The sequence below is a fragment of the Acidobacteriota bacterium genome, assembly GCA_016196065.1.
In the GTDB taxonomy this organism is placed as follows: Bacteria; Acidobacteriota; Terriglobia; order Terriglobales; family Acidobacteriaceae; genus Acidiflorens.
Genome location: JACPYL010000025.1, coordinates 386935 through 403511, shown reverse-complemented (window position 1 = coordinate 403511; position 16577 = coordinate 386935). Strand labels below are relative to the sequence as shown.

The window sequence follows — 16577 nt, the reverse complement described above, 5'->3', positions numbered from 1 at the left end:
GGTGTCAGGGTAAGGCGGTTTCTTTCCGGGTACCCGGTGATCGTGTGATAATCGCCAATGCCGATGGTTTTGCTGACACCTGAGACCTGACACCTTGACACTCTCCCTGAGGCGCCTCTTCAAAAAAGAAAAGCAGGAGCATCGCATCCTGCGGCAAATCGAGCGTGGAGATCATCTCCAGCCCGAATATCACCGTGCCACCCCGGAGAACCCGCACCCGGAATGGTGGAGCATGTACGACTCCATGACCGCGGAAGTTGAGGTCCTGGAATTCCTTCGGACCATCGTGACTACGATCAAGCCGGAACTGGTTGTCGAGACCGGAACCTTCAGCGGCATCAGCACGTTGTGGATCGCGGAAGGACTGAAAGCCAACGGTCGCGGACGAATCATCACCTGCGAATACGATTCGAAAGTTTACGAGAGCGCCAAATCGCGAATCGCCACTTCCGGACTCGCCGAGTGGATTGAACTCCGCAATGAGTCCAGCCTCGAAATGAAAGTCCAAGGCACGATCGATCTGTTCTTCAGCGACAGTGACATGCCGATACGCGAGCAGGAAATCCGCCGGTTTTTGCCCCAGATCAATCCTTACGGGTTGATCCTGATGCACGATGCCAGTTCCCATTTGAAGATCGTTCGCGACGCTGCCTTGAACCTGGAGCGCGAAGGGCTTATTTCCGTAGTGCTTCTCCGGACGCCGCGAGGCCTGGTCGTTGCGCAGAAGCGCGAGGGGCGGAAGTAGTCCTGCAGAATACCTTTCTCTTAAATCCGTGAAGAGCCGTGATCCCGTTCCTTGCGCCGCGACCCATTCGGCGTTACGATTCGCGCTGCAAAATCTCTAGTCTCCCGGAGGCTGCCATGCGTCGTGCCGCCGTCGTTGTCGTGCTCCTATCTCTCTCTGCATTTGCCCAACTCGACAAAATTGTCATTGCGGCTGGCACTCCGGAAGATCAGGCACTCACCGCGATCTCGAACGAGCAGGATGCGGCGAAAAAACTCGCCATGTATGAAGAGTTTGTCGCGAATTTTTCCGGCAATCCCGCTGCGGTTGCGTATGGCAACTGGCAACTGGCCCAGGCCTACCAGACCGATGGCAATCTGGAAAAAGCTCTCGGCTATGGAGACAAAGCGTTAGCCAGCGCTCCCAACAATCTCGACATTCTGGTTTCGCAGGTGAACATCGCGCAGCAAATGAAGTCCAGCGCGAAGATGTTCGATTACGCGGTGCGGGGCGGAAAAGCATACAACTCGGTTGAGCAGACTCCCAAACCGGAAGGGCTTACGGACGAAGTGTTCGCGTCTCGTATCGCCGACGCGAAGCAGAGTAACAAGACTTCTTACGAATACCTCGAGACAATTGCCTTCAACACCATTGCCGACGAGAAGGACGCGAAGACTCGCATGAGCTACATCGAGCGGTTCTCGCCGTCGTTCCCGGCGGGACGCTTCGACGAGCCTGTGACTCAGTATGCGATGTTCACGTTCGGACAACTGAACGATTCGTCGCGCATGTTCGCCTACGGAGAAAAAGCGTTGGCGGCGAATCCGAACAGCGTGCCCACCATGCTCTTGCTGGCGAATGCCTATGTGGAAGACACTCGTCCAGCGGGCTGGGCAAAAGCGATTACATATTCGCAAAAAGTGATTGAACTGTCGAAAGCCGATGCTTCCGACGCCGACAAAACGCGCAAGATTTCAGCAGGGTCCGCCCATTCCAGCCTGGGTTGGGCTTATGTCCGGCAGGAGAAGGTGCCGGCCGCAATCGTGGAACTCAAGGCAGCCGCTGCGCTACTGAAAGGTCAGGAGGAGGGCTCGTATGCGACCGCCCTCTATCGCCTGGGATATGCCTACGGAAAAACCAACAAAGCGGCCGAGGCGCGAGCGGTTCTCGAAGAAGCAGTGAAGATTCCGGGCCCACTGCAGGGTCCATCTCGCGATCTGCTGGAAAAAGTGAACGGCTTGCGCACCACCAAGCCGAAATAGGGAAGTGGCGGCGCTACGTTTAGCGCTTCACGAGGTCATCCGACAACAAATAGGCTTTCTGCGCCAGGGTGTGGGCTCGTTGAGGGTCGCTGTCTTTGAGCGCTGCACGGGAGGCGTCCATGTATTGGCGAATCTGGACGACCGTGTCCTGCTTATTCTTGTCGATCGGCCGGTAGGCTAGTTGTTGCAGAGAAGTTTCAGCGGCAGCAAGAAACTGCTCGGTGCTCTCCCGCTGCCTGGCCGCTTCCTCGGGAGTCATCCCTGGCAGAATCTGCGCGCCGGGTTCTGTGGTTCCACCCTGGTGGACGACGATCTTTCGGGGCTCGCTTTCCGTGCTGGGCGGGGGCGATTTCTTGATTCGTCCACGACGTTTCCGCACGCCACTGGCAGCCGGAGTGGGCATCGCTTTTTGCGGAACTGATTCATTTTTCTTCGCTGCCGGTGGACCTTCCTCAGATTTTTTTTCAGAAGGTATCGGATCACTGCTGCTCGCTGGAGTCGGTTCGGCTGCAGGTGCCTGCTGACTTTGCGCCGGTACCGCTTGCGAGGAGTCGTCTCCCCTCACTCCTGCGCCGGGAGGCGAGGACAACAACAGAATAACGAGGATGGCGGTCCAAGGCATATAGAAGTTCAGATGCGATTCTGGCTACTGCCGGACGCAACGCCTATCCCACTCGTTCCGACGCGGCAGTAACATCCTTCGAGGTCATACGATTTCCGTTGACCGCCGGCAATCGCAGCCGGAAAGTCGTGCCCACCCCCACTTTCGATTCGAAATCTACCTTCCCGTGATGCCATTCCACATACTGGGACGCTTGCGCCAATCCAATCCCAGTTCCGCCCTTATCTTTTTTCGTCGTGAAGTAGAGCTGGAAGACTTTTTCCTGCAACTCCGGCGGAATTCCGCGGCCCTGGTCGCGCACTTCGGCGACCACCATGTCGCCTTCGCGCCGGGCCGCGAGCGTCAAGGTTCCACCTTGGTCCATAGCCTGAAGTCCGTTTAGTACAAGATTCAGTACTGCTTGCTTCATGAGGTCGGAATCCACCCGCACGATGAGTTGTTCGTGCGAAAACTCCCGGACCAGGAGCGCACGCTGCCGTTCGGCATCGGGAGCAGCGAGAATTGAAACGTCCTCCAGGATCTTCCGCATATCGACGTCCTGTTCGCGAAGGTCGCGCGGGCGCGTGAAATCCACCAGCGTTTGTACAACCCGATCGAGGCGGTGGATCTCGTCCCCGATTACTGCCATGTGGCGGCGTGTCTCAGGATCAGAACTCTGCATTTTGTCCTGCAAAAGTTGAAGATGAAGCACGATCGCATTCATCGGATTCTTGACTTCGTGGGCCACTTCTTTCGTCTTGTGCCCACTGGCGGAAAGGCGGCGCGAAATTTCGATTTCGTCTTCGATTCGATGCACCGACTCGAGATCCCGCATGATGAGCAGCGCGCCGATCGAAGCTTCTTTCTGTTGGATGAAATCGAGTGAAACTTGCACCCGTCGCTTGTCGGCGGCATCGAACTCGTATTGCACAAGGTTCCTTCGTGCCGTGAAGGCTGGCAGCACAACCGCGCCGAGAGGTGAACCGTCGGAAAAAATTTCTTGTGCGCTTCGACCCAGAATTTCGTGCCGGGGACGGCCCAGGAACTGCTCGGCAGATGCGCTCACCAGCACCACCCGCGAGTCAGGTGTAAAGAGCATGAGCCCGTCTTGAAGATTAGCCATGACCTGTTCAACGTTGTCTTTCAGCGCTGAGAAAATCTGGTTGGTGTCACGGATCTGGCGCCCCAGGTGCGCGATCTTCAGGGATACGAGGCCGACTTCATCGGCGGGCGAGTCGTCGGCGGGAAGCATCTCGGTACCGCCCGCGCTGGCGCTATCCAGATTCGCGGCAATTCGTTTAAGAGGGCCGAGCGCGAGGTTGGAGATAACCGCGGAGAGCACTAGCGAACAAAAAATCGCGACCACGCAAAAAAAAGCCGCCTGCTGCAGCCTCGGCGTCAGTTCGTTGCGCAGGAAAACGGTTGCAACTCCTACGCGCACGCTGCCGAAGGGCTGTCCGCCCAATTGCAACGGGATGCTGACGTCGTACACCGAGCCCAGGTTGTAGAGCAGACGCAACTGGCGGCGAAAGCCGGCATCTCGCAAAACGATCAGGTCCGAGCGGGGTGGAATCGGCTTACCGTTCAATGCGGGGTTCGTGTCAAGAATCGCGATGCCTGCGGGATCGACGATGGCGGCGTCGTAGATGATCTGAGAATTCCCGACCACCGATTCCAGCATATCGTTGAGATTCGCGTCGTTCTGAAGGTAGTCCGAGACGGCGGAGCGTACGGCTTTCGGATTCGAGGTGTCGACACGCGTGCTGGTGAGATCGGGGACGGCTTTGGAAGCGGTGTACTCCAACTGCCGCGTGAGCATCGAGGCCGTCTCGTCCGCCCACAACAGGCGTTGCCGAAGCAGTTGCGAGAGGTACACCCAGGAAAATCCGAACACCAGCGCCGTGATAAGCGTCGTGATCGCGAACACGATAATGGCTTTTCGGCTCATGGGAGTTCTTCGGCCGTTGCTGACTGTGAGTTCGCTAAGGAATAGTGATCCTCAGAATGCCATCTCAATAAGGAGCTAACGACTCAGTTCTCGCTATTCCTCCGCCGTCAACACCGAATCTGTTGCCCGACCGTATTCCTTGAGCTTGTTGTGCAAAGTTTTCAGGCTGATCCCAAGAATTTCAGCGGCCCGCGTCTTGTTGTTTGTCGTCGCCTGCAGGGTTTTGAGGATGAGCTGCTTTTCAGCCTCTTCTACGGTTGTCCCCACACCCAGGTGAACGGCATCAGGATCGTGAACTGCCGGACGAACGCTCTGTCCGAAGCCGGGAGGCAAGTGCTTGGTTTCGACCAGGCCACCTTCGCAGACAATTACCGCGCGCTCCAGAGTGTTGCGTAACTCACGGACATTCCCCGGCCACGAGTAACTTTGAAACAAGTTGAGCACCGCCTCGCTGACGTCGGCCACTTTGCGTTCGTGTTTCTTGCTCATCTCGGCGAGTAAAGACTTGACCAGGTCGCGGATGTCTTCCTTATGTTCCCGCAGAGACGGCATGTTGATATTGAAGACATTCAGCCGGTAATACAGATCCTGGCGTAGTTCTCCGGTTGCAACGGCATCATCAGGAATTTTGTTGGTCGCTGCCAGGACGCGCACATCCACCGCGGTTTCCGCTTTACTGCCGAGGCGCCGCACCTTGTGGTCTTCGAGCACGCGCAGCAATTTCGCCTGCGTACCAACCGGCATCTCGCCGATCTCATCCAGCAACAACGTTCCACCTTCGGCAAGTTCGAAGCAGCCTGTTCGGCGTTCGAGTGCGCCCGTGAACGCTCCTTTTTCGTGGCCAAAGATTTCACTTTCGATCAGAGTTTCCGGGATGGCCGCACAATTGATCGGGACGAACGGCTTGTTGCGGCGCGGACTCAGATCGTGAATCGTGCGCGCGACCAACTCCTTCCCAGTGCCGCTGGCTCCGGTTATGAGTACGGACGCGGTGCTGGGAGCAACCATCTCGATGAGATGAAAAATCTCCAGCATCTTCGGAGAAGATCCCACGAGTCGGCCCAAGGCTCCCTTGTCGCGTAGTGAACGCCGCAGGGTTTCGTTCTCCGTGCGCGTTTGGAGAATCTCTCCGATATTTCCGAGGATCGAGCGCAGGCGTCGGAAATCGATCGGCTTTTCAATGTAGTCCTGAACACCGAGGCGCCCGGCGTGAAACGCAGTCTCGGTGGTCTTCTGCGCCGTCACCATGACCACGGCGATCGACTGGGAAAGGTCGGAGAGTTCTTCCACCAATTCCATACCGTCCATGCGCGGCATCTTGATGTCGGTGATGACGATGGAAGGCGAGAAAGCAGCAACTTTTTCCATCGCTTCGACGCCGTCGCAGGCGGTGTCGGTGCGATAGCCCCAGCTGGAAACTAGTTCGGCCAAGCCGGTACGTTCGTTGGCTTCGTCCTCGACGATGAGTATGCGTTCTTGTGTCATAGGCGCAAACCCTTATTATTGGCCCTGCAGCGTTGCCTCGCAACCCTGCACACCCTGAAATCGTCTGCGCAGCTCAAGAATGTAGTCGATTCGGGCGGCCCCTGCATGGCTGTTCAAGGAAGACTCCAAGCCCGGCAATATCAATTTGAGATGCCTTGTCCGAGCCTGATGCAACCCTGCTTTTCGTCGCAAAGGTGGCCGAAGCGCCGCCAAATGCAATTCTTTTCCTTTTCGAGAAGTGGCATCGTGCTGTAGAATTCATGGTTCCCAAGGGCAGGCACATCATTTGTGCAGTCGGGTTTCGTTGGTCTGTTCATTCTGCTCTCATTAACACATGATCGTTGTGGATTTGATTCGGAGGAATCTATGTCACTTTGTTCCCAGGCTCACCGCAGAAGTGCTTGCGTAGCATTTGTGCTGGCGGTAGTGGTTGCGATGTTCCCATCATTCATGAGCGCGCAAGACGAGGCGCCGCCAAAAGTTGACATATTTGTCGGCTATCAATGGTTGAACCCCGGCGGCGAGGTGCCGCAGTCAACTGCTAATCCGGTTTCGTTCACTCTCCCGTCACTCCCGAAGGGTGGGGGCGGTAGTGTCGCCTACAACTTCACGAAGTATTGGGCCTTGGAAGCTGATTCTGGCATGAATCGTAGAGGGGATGTCACTGAGTCGACATTCAGCGGCGGGCCGAGGTTAACTTGGCGCGGAGAGAACCTGAACATCTTCGCTCACACCCTTCTTGGTGTGAATCGTCTCAACGTAAAAGGACTCGGAGCAGACAATAACCTCGGAGCGGTTTTGGGTGGCGGTATTGATTTAAAGCTCTTCAAGTTAATGAGTCTGCGTCTCATAGAAGTGGACTATGTTCTCGGTCGGCACAACTTTGCAGCCCCGATCACCGATTCGAACCTTCGTCATCCGGTCCTTAGCGGAACGCGCCTGCGCACGGGCGTCGTATTCAATCTGGGTGGTGGCGCTCCGGAATTGCCGGTGGCCGCGACCTGCTCGGTTGACCACAGCGAAGTCATGGTCGGAGAACCGGTCCATGCGACCGTGGCCGCCAACAACTTCAATCCGAAGCACCCGCTGACCTATGCCTGGTCTAGCACCGGTGGCAAACTCGATGGCAAGGACACGGGCGCGAACATCGACACGAATGGTGTCCCGGGCGGCAGCTACGCAGTGACTGCGCATGTGACCGATCCGAAGGCCAAGAAGAACAATGAAGCGAGCTGCACTTCGAACTTCACGGTAAAGGAACCGCCAAAGAACCCGCCGCAAATTTCCTGCTCGGCGAGTCCGACCAGCGTCCAGACCGGTTCGCCCTCTACCATCACTTGCACCTGCACCAGCCCCGACAGCGTTCCTGTCACGGTCGGTGGATGGACGTCCAGTGGCGGCAGTATTTCGGGCAGCGGCAACACCGCGACCCTCAACACCACGGGCGCGCCATCGGGCACGGTCACAGTAAATGCGACCTGTACCGATTCGCGCGGTTTGACGGCTTCGACCTCGAGTTCGGTCACGGTGGAGAATCCCCCACCGCCGCCGCCGCAGGCCAGCAAGTTGAACGAGTGCCAGTATCCCAACAAGATGAAGCCCTGGCGCGTGGACAACACCTGCAAGGCCATGCTGGACGATGTTGCGCTGAAGTTGCAGCAGGATCCGGAAGCCAAGCTGGTCGTCGTCGGCAACGCCGATCCGAAAGAGAAGCGTAAGAACCTGGCCGGCGAGCGCGCAGCCGACGTGAAGTTCTACATCTCGGGCGGCGAAGCGAAGCAGAACATCGATCCCAGCCGGATCGAGGTTCGCACTGGCAACGAGGGTACGACGACCTCCGAGCAGTGGATCGTCCCGTCCGGCGCCACCTTCCCCGAGGCCAGCAGCACGGCTCCGGTGGACGAATCCAAAATCAAAGCCATTCCCGACCATCCGAAGCCAGCCGCCAAGAAGGCAGCCGGCAAGAAGGCGGAATAGCTTCTCTAGCAATATGAAGGGCATACGGGGCCGGTGGGTACAAACCACCGGCCCTTTTTCGTCTCTGTTCTTCGGTAACCTTGTAGTGTGCGTGGTAGCCTGTCAGTCTCTGGGACGGGCGAATACTGTTCGCAGGGGTAAACATACGTTTATGAACTGGGGCCTTTACCGCAAAAGTTTGGTTGTTTTGGCTTTCAGCCTGGTAGCTACCGCGCTGTTCGCTGGATCCTGGCAGGCAATGGGACCGGACGGCGGCGACGCTCGTAGCCTGGCTTATGATTCTCACAATCCGGACCACCTTCTGCTCGGCACCAGTACCGGACAACTGTTCGTTTCCGAGGATGCCGGTAAGAACTGGGCGCGGTTAGCCCGTCTCGGCGGCGATGACTACGTTCTCGATCACATCACCGTCGATCCGCAAAATTCCAAGCACATATTTGTTTCCGCCTGGAGTGTTTCCAGCCAGCAGATTGGCGACGTCTTCCGCACTCGTGACGGCGGCAAGAAATGGGAAACTCTGCCCGCGATGCACGGCAAGTCGATTCGCGCGATGGCAATGTTCCACGGCGATTCCAAGATCATGGTTGTCGGCGCACTGGACGGCGTGTTCCGCAGCAAAGATGGCGGCGACAGCTGGGACCGGATGTCTCCCGCGAACCATGCCGATATCAAAAACATTGAGTCGATTGCGATCGATCCCAAGGACCCCAACACGGTCTATGCCGGTACGTGGCATCTGGCTTGGAAGACCGCCGATGGCGGCGCCAACTGGCAGCAGATCAAGAAAGGCATGATTGACGATTCCGATGTGTTCTCGGTCATCGTCGATCACTCCAATCCTTCAATCGTGTTCGCCAGCGCTTGCTCTGGAATCTACAAGAGCGAGAGCGCGGGTGGTCTATTTGCGAAGATTCAGGGCATCCCGTTTTCGGCGCGCCGCACGCGCGTTCTGAAACAGGATCCAACGAACGAAAACATTGTGTACGCCGGCACCACCGAAGGTCTGTGGAAGACAACCGACCTGGGCAAGACATGGAAGCGCGTGAGCAATCCTGAAGTCGTCGTCAACGACGTTTCGATTGATCCCCGCGATTCCAATCACGTTCTCCTCGCCACCGACCGCAGCGGCGTTATGGCCAGCACCGACGGCACGCAGAGCTGGTCTTCTTCGAACCATGGATACGCTCATCGCTACGTTTCGGCTCTTCTGGCCGATGCGAAAGAAGCGGACACGTTCTACGTAGGCGTGGTCAATGACCGCGAGTACGGTGGCGTCTTCTACACGCGCGATGCCGGACACACCTGGCTGCAGCGCAGCGCGGGCCTCGGCGGACGCGATGTGTTTTCCCTGAAGCAGGCTTCGAACGGCGCGCTCGTGACCGGAACCAACCGGGGTATGTTCTCTCTCGACCGCAATGGCAGCGAGTGGCATCCCATGAACGTCGTTGTGACCGAGCAGACTGTTAAGACCGCCAAGAAGGGGTCGAAAAAGGCTGCCACGACAACCATCGTGAAGAAGTCGGGCGTTCTCGAGGCACGTGTGAATGATCTGGAACTGGGTTCGCAGCGCTGGCTGGCGGCGACCTCGGAAGGCATTTACACCAGCGTCGATCAGGGCAAAACCTGGAAGGGCGGACCAGTGATGGGACAAAAAGACTTCGTCTCGATCCGGGCGCAAGGATCTTTCATGGTGGCTTCGACGCGATCCACGGCTCTGGTTTCGAATGATTCCGGCGCGACCTGGAAACAGGCTGGGCTGCCTTCGTTCATGGTTGGCATTCGCGGTAGCGCAATTGCCGCCGACAATGCCGTAGTGATCGCCGCTCGCGAAGGGATCTACCGCAGCACGGATGGTGGCGCCAGCTGGGAGCACGTTGTTGATGGATTGCCCGGCAAGGACATCACCTCGGTAAGCTTCGACGCCGCTCACAAGCGGCTTCTGGCGACCAGCGATTCAACGGGCGTGATTTTTGTCAGCAATGACAACGGTCACTCCTGGAAACGCGGGCCGGACACCGGGTTCCCGTTGCGCCGAGTCAGTGTAGTCGGCGGGCGCTTTGTGGCTGCAACTCCGTTTGATGGTGTCGTTCTCCAACCTGAGGATGGCAACATCAGCGCGGCCGCGGATGCCGGTAGCACGAACTAGATCAGCACTCAGCAAAGAGGGGGGAGCGGAGACGCTCCCCCTTATTCTGTTGGAGTTCAGTTGTCACCCGGAGCGGAGAAGTTTGCGAAGATTGGCAAAAAATACACGATTCAACGTGGGTCATCATCTTCAAGTATCTTGTTTTCAATAACTCTGATGGTGACCCTCTTGCGTTCAGAAGTGTAGGCAACAGAGTTTTATGAAACCGCTTCAGGCGTGCCAACTCGCAGGGGTCGTTGTCATGATTGGTCTCGCTTTGGCCTGCGGCAAGGCAACCGGCGTTCCGGATGACGGGCGGCAGAGCGCCGATGACGTTCAAAAGGTCCCTTTTGAACTGGAATCACAGCCCGCTGCGCGATTGACTACTGGTTTGCCGCAGTCCGCCGGCAGTTTGCCGGAAGGAACCGCCATCACCATCCGCTTGCTCAGGACTATCTCCAGCGCTCAGGTTCATGCCGGCGACCACTTCGAGGGCACCTTAGAGGATCCCATTACGATCGCTGGACGGAACACGTTGGAACGAGGTGCCGCCGTGACCGGGCGCATCCTCGCTGCCAAGGCCTCCGGAAGCAGGCATGATCCAGGGTATCTCCGCATCGCACTAGCCAGTCTCAGCGTAGATGGAAAGGCGATGCCGATTGAGACCTCAAGCCTGTTCGTCAAGGGCGGAGCGCGTGATCGGACCAGTTCCATTGCGTCGGGCGGGAACGCCTTCGTATCCGAAAGCCAAGAGGTATCGTTTGCGGCAGAGCGCCGCCTCACATTCAGGCTCGCGCAAGCCTTGGAATTGCAATAGACCGCCATCCCGGAGATCGATTCGCACTTACTCCGGTCCATCAGGATTACCCTTCAGTAAGTACGTCCAAGCGGATGCTTGCGCCCCTTCTCGGAATCATCACAAATTGACGTGATAGCCCGCACTTAGTGTGAGCCACTAAGTCCGTAGAATTCCCAAAATAAGACTCAAAGGCATCGGGGTCATTGATGAGCGCTGCGGGTAAGGCAACGGTCGGATCGAACGGAGCCAAGCAAAGTAATGCGTTGTCGCACGACCCGAAGTTGCGATTGACGTCTCTAGTCGAAGGGGCTGCGATCGGAATCGCAACCTGTACGCTCGATGGCCGGCTGATGGAAGGCAATACCGCTCTTGCGACAATGCTGGGCTACAACCGCGAGGAGTTGGCTGGCTTACCAATTCGCGAACTCCGACTCGATGATTCTAACGAGACTGAAGTCTCTCTCGCGGAATTACATGCCGGTAAGCATGATTCGCTGAAACAGGAAAGTTGCTATCGCCGAAAGGATGGCACTCACTTCTGGGCTCGATTGACGATGTCGGTCGTGCACGACGGTGCGGGCGATCCTGCATTTCTAGTCGCCTTGCTGGAGGACTCCAGCGAGCAGCGGCGCGCCGCCGAAAAATCGCAGGAAGCGGAAAAGATGGAAGTCATGGGCCGGCTGGCCGCGGGTATCGCGCACGACTTCAACAATCTTCTGACCGGAGTCCTGCTCTATTGCGATCTGCTGTCGGATGGAATCGGGGCCGACACTCCTCTCCTGCAACATGTGGAAGAGATTCGCATGGCAGGTGAGCAGGGTGCTGCAATCACCCATCAACTATTGGCGATCGCTCGCAAACAAGTGATCCAGCCCCGTCCGATTTCGATCAATGCCCTCGTCACCTCGACACAGGACCTGCTTGGACGGCTGATCGGTGAACAAATTGAAATTGTAACCGTGCTCGCGCCGAAATTGCCGACGGTACTCGCGGATCCCGGGCAGTTGCGTCAGGTGTTGTTGAACCTGGTTTTGAACGCGCGCGACGCGATGCCACGCGGTGGACGGATCACCATTCGGACTCGGGTCAACCCCGGCGTCAACGTCGGCCCAGCCATGGTCACACTTCTCGTGGAAGACACCGGATGTGGCATGGATGAGCAGACCCGCGCCCGACTCTTTGAGCCCTTGTTTACCACAAAGCCGCCGGGGCAGGGAACCGGCCTGGGGCTGGCGACAGTGCAGCGCATCGTCTCGGAATCAGGTGGCACGATCGATGTAGAGAGTGAACTCGGAAACGGCACGTGCATCCAGGTTTCATTCCGGGCATTGGATGTCATCCCGGACACCTCCTTACAGATCGCCGGCTGTGTGCCCCCGAAGCGCATTCGCGAAGTTCTTGACCCCAAGGGAGACTCGCCATGGTAGCCATCAACCCTGCACTCAGCCGTCCTCCGCAAATCGAGGGCGCAAATTTCCTTCAACTGCTGATCGTGGATGACGACCGGGCAGTCCGCGAGGCGTGTCGCGACGTAGCGTTGACGTTGGGCTTTGATCCACAAACTGCCGAGTCTGCCGAGCAGGCTTATCGCGCGCTCGAGTCCCGTGGAGCCGACGTCGTGTTGCTCGACTTGAAACTGCCTGGATCGAGCGGACTGGAGGCGCTGCACAGCATCCGGAAGAACAGTCCTGGAGCGCTGGTGATCGTGGTCACGGGCCATGGAACGATCCAGTCCGCTGTGCAGGCCATGAAAGATGGCGCGTATGACTACGTCACCAAACCGTTCAGCCTCGAAGAACTGCGACTGCTTCTCGAGCGTGTTGCCGGACACCTGAAGTTAAAGACGGAAAATCGCCTGCTGCGCGAAAGCATCAAGTCGCGCCAGGGATTTGGCAACATCATTGGCCGCGCACCGGAGATGGAAAAGCTGTACCGCATTATTGCCAAGGCCAGTCAGAGCACGCATCCGGTGCTGATTTTAGGAGAAAGTGGAACGGGCAAGGAACTCGTTGCCAAGTCGTTGCACTTCACGGGGCCCAATCGAACCAAGCCATTTATTCCCGTTGACTGCGGATCTCTGGTGCCAACCCTGATTGAAAGCGAACTTTTTGGCCACGTGCGAGGAGCCTTTACCGGTGCGACCCATCCCAAAGACGGACTGCTGGCGGTCGCCGAAGGTGGCACGATCTTCCTCGACGAGATTGGCGAGCTTACGGTCGATCTGCAAGCAAAACTGCTGCGGGCAATTCAGGAGAAAGAGATCCGCCCTGTCGGCAGCGTGCGGCGCATTCCCATCAACGTACGGATTCTCGCCGCCACCAATCACGATCTTGAAATCTCGGTCACGCAGGGTACTTTCCGGCGCGACCTTTTCTTCCGACTGAACGTACTGACCTTACGCATTCCACCGTTGCGCGAACGACGGCAGGATATCCCGCTGCTGGTGGCGCATGTGCTCGATCGCGTGGGTCGCGACACGGGCACCGTAAAAACAATTTCCGACGAAGCGCTCAAAATCCTCTTGAGCTATGACTGGCCCGGCAATGTCCGTGAACTGGAAAACTGCCTGGAGCGGGCCTGTGCGCTCTCGAGTGCCGACGAGATCCAGTTGCGGGACTTACCCACTCGCGTCTGCAGCGCCCCCGCCGAAATGCTCGCCGTTCCCTCACCCGGAAATGGAGGAATCCTGCCCATGGCCGAATTGGAGAAGTTGACAATACTGAACGCACTCGCGCAGGTGAATGGAGACAAGATAGTGGCCGCCAGACTGCTCGGGATTGGCAAAACCACTCTGTATCGAAAGCTCAAGGAGTACGCGCAGGCGTGAACCGCGTGCTAGAACGCGTCTGCACACTGCTGTGCGCCGTGGTAGATCGCAAGAATCGTAACGTGCTGCCCCGCAACGCGATACGCCGCGCCTTTCCCCAATCTGAGCCGGAGCCCACAGAAACGTGCCGAACTGGGAAAGATCTCCAGACATGGTCCGATAAACCTCGCATTCTCAACAGTCCATGATTGGTCCGCGACTTGCTTGTCAGCAGAGGCATGATCCTCGTTGTCACACCGAATCTTGCAGTAGACGAATCCTTTGCAACGCTCCAGCAGGCTACCAAGGAGAAGATCGTCCTCGCCAAGAGCCTGGTTGAGGCAGCAACTCTACTTCGTGCCGAGTCATACCTGGCCGTTGTGCTGGATCAGTATTTGTTGGAGACCGAACCGCATAACACGGAAGTGGTGATGCGCCACCTGGGAACGGCGATCCCACTGCAATTCAATTTTGCGATCAGCGGCGTTGCCAGATTGGTGCGCGAAGTTCGAGCTACTGTAGATCGCCGTCAGCGTGAGGAAGAGTCTGCGCGGCGGGCTGCAGTCAACACACTCCAGTCAGAAACCAATGGGACCGTGACGGCGCTCTTACTCTGTTGTGAACTTGCCATGGGAGCTCCTGGCATCTCCTCGACTGCCTTCAAGAATATCGAGTCCGCTCACGAACTGGTCAAGAAACTGCGGGATCAACTGGAGTCCTCTCTGACCGAAGCCTGATTTCCAACAGCTTATTGGTGGATCAAGGGAGTCTCACGCAGGAATAACTCGCCCCTGGCACTCTTTTGGACCCAAATGGCCTTCTGTGTGGGGCTTTCGGCCAAAAAACCACAAACTCGTGCAAGAAAAGCTTGGCTCCCGGGCCTCCTCGCCAATAAACTATCCCCACTGCGAGGACCTTCCAGCCTCGCACCTCCTTGGGAGGTTCTGTGCGCGTTCTTGTCACAACTGACACGTTCAGTGGAGTGTGGACCTACACTCGCGAATTAGTGTCGGGCTTGGTGACGCAAGGCGCCCAGGTTGTGCTGGTCAGCTTCGGCGAAATTCCCCTGCCTCACCAGACGAGTTGGATGCAAGGCCTGCACGGACTGGAATACCATCCCACCGCATTTCGCCTCGACTGGATGCAGGAAGGCGAGCAGGATTTCCACGCCGCACAAGACTATCTCTGCTCCATCATTCAAGACACGCGTCCGACCTTACTCCACCTTAACCAGCTAAGTTTTGGATCCCTGCCAGTGGATACCCCGCGTCTGGTGATTGCGCACGGCGACATCCTCACCTGGTGGCTCAGCGTCCACGGACGCGAGCCCGCCGCTTCGAGTTGGCTTGACTGGTATCGCGAAACCATTGTGCAAGGGCTGGCGCGTGCCGAAGCCGTTGTCACCACTTCGCGATGGATGGAAGAAATGCTGCGCCTGGCCTATGGCGACGAATTCGAGTCGTACGTTGTCGCGCCCGGGCGCAATCCGATCTATTTCAATCCGTTTGTCACCAAGGAAGAATCGGTCCTGGCGATCGGCCGCCTCTGGGATACCGGGAAACAAGTTGCGCTCCTCACTCACCATTCCCATGGAATGCCGGTTTGCATCGTGGGCGCGGACCATACGGTCCCTCCACCGCCTGTGCCGATCCGTGCCGATGTGCGCGTCTCCACCAGCAAGCACGACATTTCGGTCAAAGGTGCGCAGACCGAATCGCAGTTGCGGACCCTCTACAGCAAAGCCACAATTTTTGCCGCCACTTCGCGCTACGAACCCGTGGGCCTGGCCGCAATTGAAGCGGCTTTTTCCCGCTGCGCTATCGTCGCGAATGACACACCGGTCTATCGCGAAATGTGGGGCGACGCGGCGTTGTATTTCGAACGCAACGACGCCGACAGCCTGACCGAGACCCTGGCACAGTTACATCACGATCCGGAAATGGCGCGGCTTTACGGCACCCGAGCCTACAATCGCGCCCGCGAGCACTTCACCGCCCGCCGCATGGTGGACGATTATCTCCGACTCTACCGGCAACTGCGCACGCCGAAAGTCGCTGTGGCGTAATGGACGCGGCACCTGACCCAACGGCAAACCATTCCAAAGTTCTGATTGTCACCGGAGGCGGTCGAGGGATAGGTGCGTCCACGTGCCTTCTTGCGGCGCGCCGTGGTTACGCTGTTTGCGTCAACTATTTGCAGGGACGATCGACTGCCGACGAGGTGGTGCATGCGATTCAGAAGGAGCACGGGCGGGCCATCGCCGTCCAAGCCGACATCAGTGCAGAACCAGACGTGATCCGACTCTTCAACACCGTTGACCGCGAGCTAGGCCGTCTCTCGGCGCTCGTAAACAACGCCGCCACCATCGCGCCGCAGATGCGTCTGGACATGATGGACGCAGCGCGCCTCCAGCGCATCTTCGCGACCAATGTGATCGGAACATTCTTGTGCTCGCGAGAAGCCGTCCGCCGCATGTCGACCCAACATGGAGGATCGGGCGGGGCCATCGTCAACGTTTCGTCCGCTGCAGCAAGACTGGGGTCCGCTGGCGAATACATCGATTACGCGGCCAGCAAAGGAGCCGTTGATACGCTCACGATCGGGCTGGCGAAAGAAGTGGCCCAAGAAGGGATTCGCGTCAACGCCGTCCGCCCTGGGCTCATCTACACCGATCTGCATGCCAGCAGCGGAGAACCCGGACGCGTGGACCGCCTCAAAAAAATGGTGGCGATGAAGCGCGGTGGACAGCCAGAAGAAGTGGCCAACGCCATTCTGTGGCTGTTATCGGACGAAGCTTCCTATACAACCGGCGCCATTCTGGACGTCACCGGCGGACGCTAGGCTCACTCC

At 57.8% G+C, this 16577-nt stretch carries 13 protein-coding genes; 10 read left to right on the top strand and 3 right to left on the bottom strand.

Annotated elements, in window-relative coordinates:
* Positions 1–232: 232 nt before the first annotated feature.
* Entirely contained in the window at positions 233–745 is a 513-nt protein-coding gene (locus tag HY010_19580; protein ID MBI3477941.1) for a class I SAM-dependent methyltransferase, read from the top strand.
* A gap of 116 nt (positions 746–861) precedes the next feature.
* The gene (locus HY010_19575; GenBank protein ID MBI3477940.1) at positions 862–1986 is read left to right on the top strand and encodes a tetratricopeptide repeat protein; all 1125 of its coding nucleotides are present in this window, start codon (positions 862–864) and stop codon (positions 1984–1986) included.
* Positions 1987–2005: 19 nt separating this feature from the next.
* Here HY010_19575 and HY010_19570 read toward each other — a convergent pair whose 3' ends face one another.
* From HY010_19570 to HY010_19560, 3 genes are all read right to left on the bottom strand, one after another.
* Positions 2006–2608: a hypothetical protein gene (locus HY010_19570; protein ID MBI3477939.1), complete on the bottom strand. Its 603-nt coding sequence runs from the start codon at positions 2606–2608 to the stop codon at positions 2006–2008.
* A gap of 43 nt (positions 2609–2651) precedes the next feature.
* A complete protein-coding gene (locus HY010_19565) occupies positions 2652–4535 on the bottom strand; it encodes a PAS domain-containing sensor histidine kinase (GenBank protein ID MBI3477938.1) in 1884 nt (627 codons plus the stop codon).
* Positions 4536–4628: 93 nt separating this feature from the next.
* Positions 4629–6020 carry a sigma-54-dependent Fis family transcriptional regulator gene (locus HY010_19560; GenBank protein MBI3477937.1) on the bottom strand — a complete coding sequence of 464 codons (1392 nt, stop codon included), beginning with the start codon at positions 6018–6020 and terminating at the stop codon, positions 4629–4631.
* Between the two features lie 366 nt (positions 6021–6386).
* On the opposite strand from HY010_19560, the gene HY010_19555 reads away from it, so the two are divergent.
* From HY010_19555 to HY010_19520, 8 genes are all read left to right on the top strand, one after another.
* Entirely contained in the window at positions 6387–7997 is a 1611-nt protein-coding gene (locus tag HY010_19555) for a hypothetical protein (protein MBI3477936.1), read from the top strand.
* Positions 7998–8148: 151 nt separating this feature from the next.
* Positions 8149–10143: a transcriptional regulator gene (locus HY010_19550; protein ID MBI3477935.1), complete on the top strand. Its 1995-nt coding sequence runs from the start codon at positions 8149–8151 to the stop codon at positions 10141–10143.
* 199 nt (positions 10144–10342) lie between these two features.
* Complete coding sequence (locus HY010_19545; protein MBI3477934.1) at positions 10343–10939, top strand: hypothetical protein; 597 nt, start codon at positions 10343–10345, stop codon at positions 10937–10939.
* A gap of 188 nt (positions 10940–11127) precedes the next feature.
* Entirely contained in the window at positions 11128–12348 is a 1221-nt protein-coding gene (locus HY010_19540) for a PAS domain S-box protein (protein ID MBI3477933.1), read from the top strand.
* Positions 12342–13748 (top strand): sigma-54-dependent Fis family transcriptional regulator, encoded by a 1407-nt coding sequence (locus tag HY010_19535; protein ID MBI3477932.1) that lies wholly within the window; start codon positions 12342–12344, stop codon positions 13746–13748. Before HY010_19540 ends, HY010_19535 begins: the two co-directional genes overlap by 7 nt.
* A 218-nt stretch (positions 13749–13966) precedes the next feature.
* Positions 13967–14464 carry a hypothetical protein gene (locus HY010_19530; GenBank protein ID MBI3477931.1) on the top strand — a complete coding sequence of 166 codons (498 nt, stop codon included), beginning with the start codon at positions 13967–13969 and terminating at the stop codon, positions 14462–14464.
* A 209-nt stretch (positions 14465–14673) separates the two neighbouring features.
* On the top strand, positions 14674–15792 hold the full coding sequence (locus HY010_19525; GenBank protein MBI3477930.1) for a glycosyltransferase family 4 protein: 1119 nt from the start codon (positions 14674–14676) through the stop codon (positions 15790–15792).
* Positions 15792–16568: an SDR family oxidoreductase gene (locus tag HY010_19520; protein MBI3477929.1), complete on the top strand. Its 777-nt coding sequence runs from the start codon at positions 15792–15794 to the stop codon at positions 16566–16568. The genes HY010_19525 and HY010_19520 overlap by 1 nt, the downstream gene beginning before the upstream one ends.
* Positions 16569–16577: the final 9 nt, after the last annotated feature.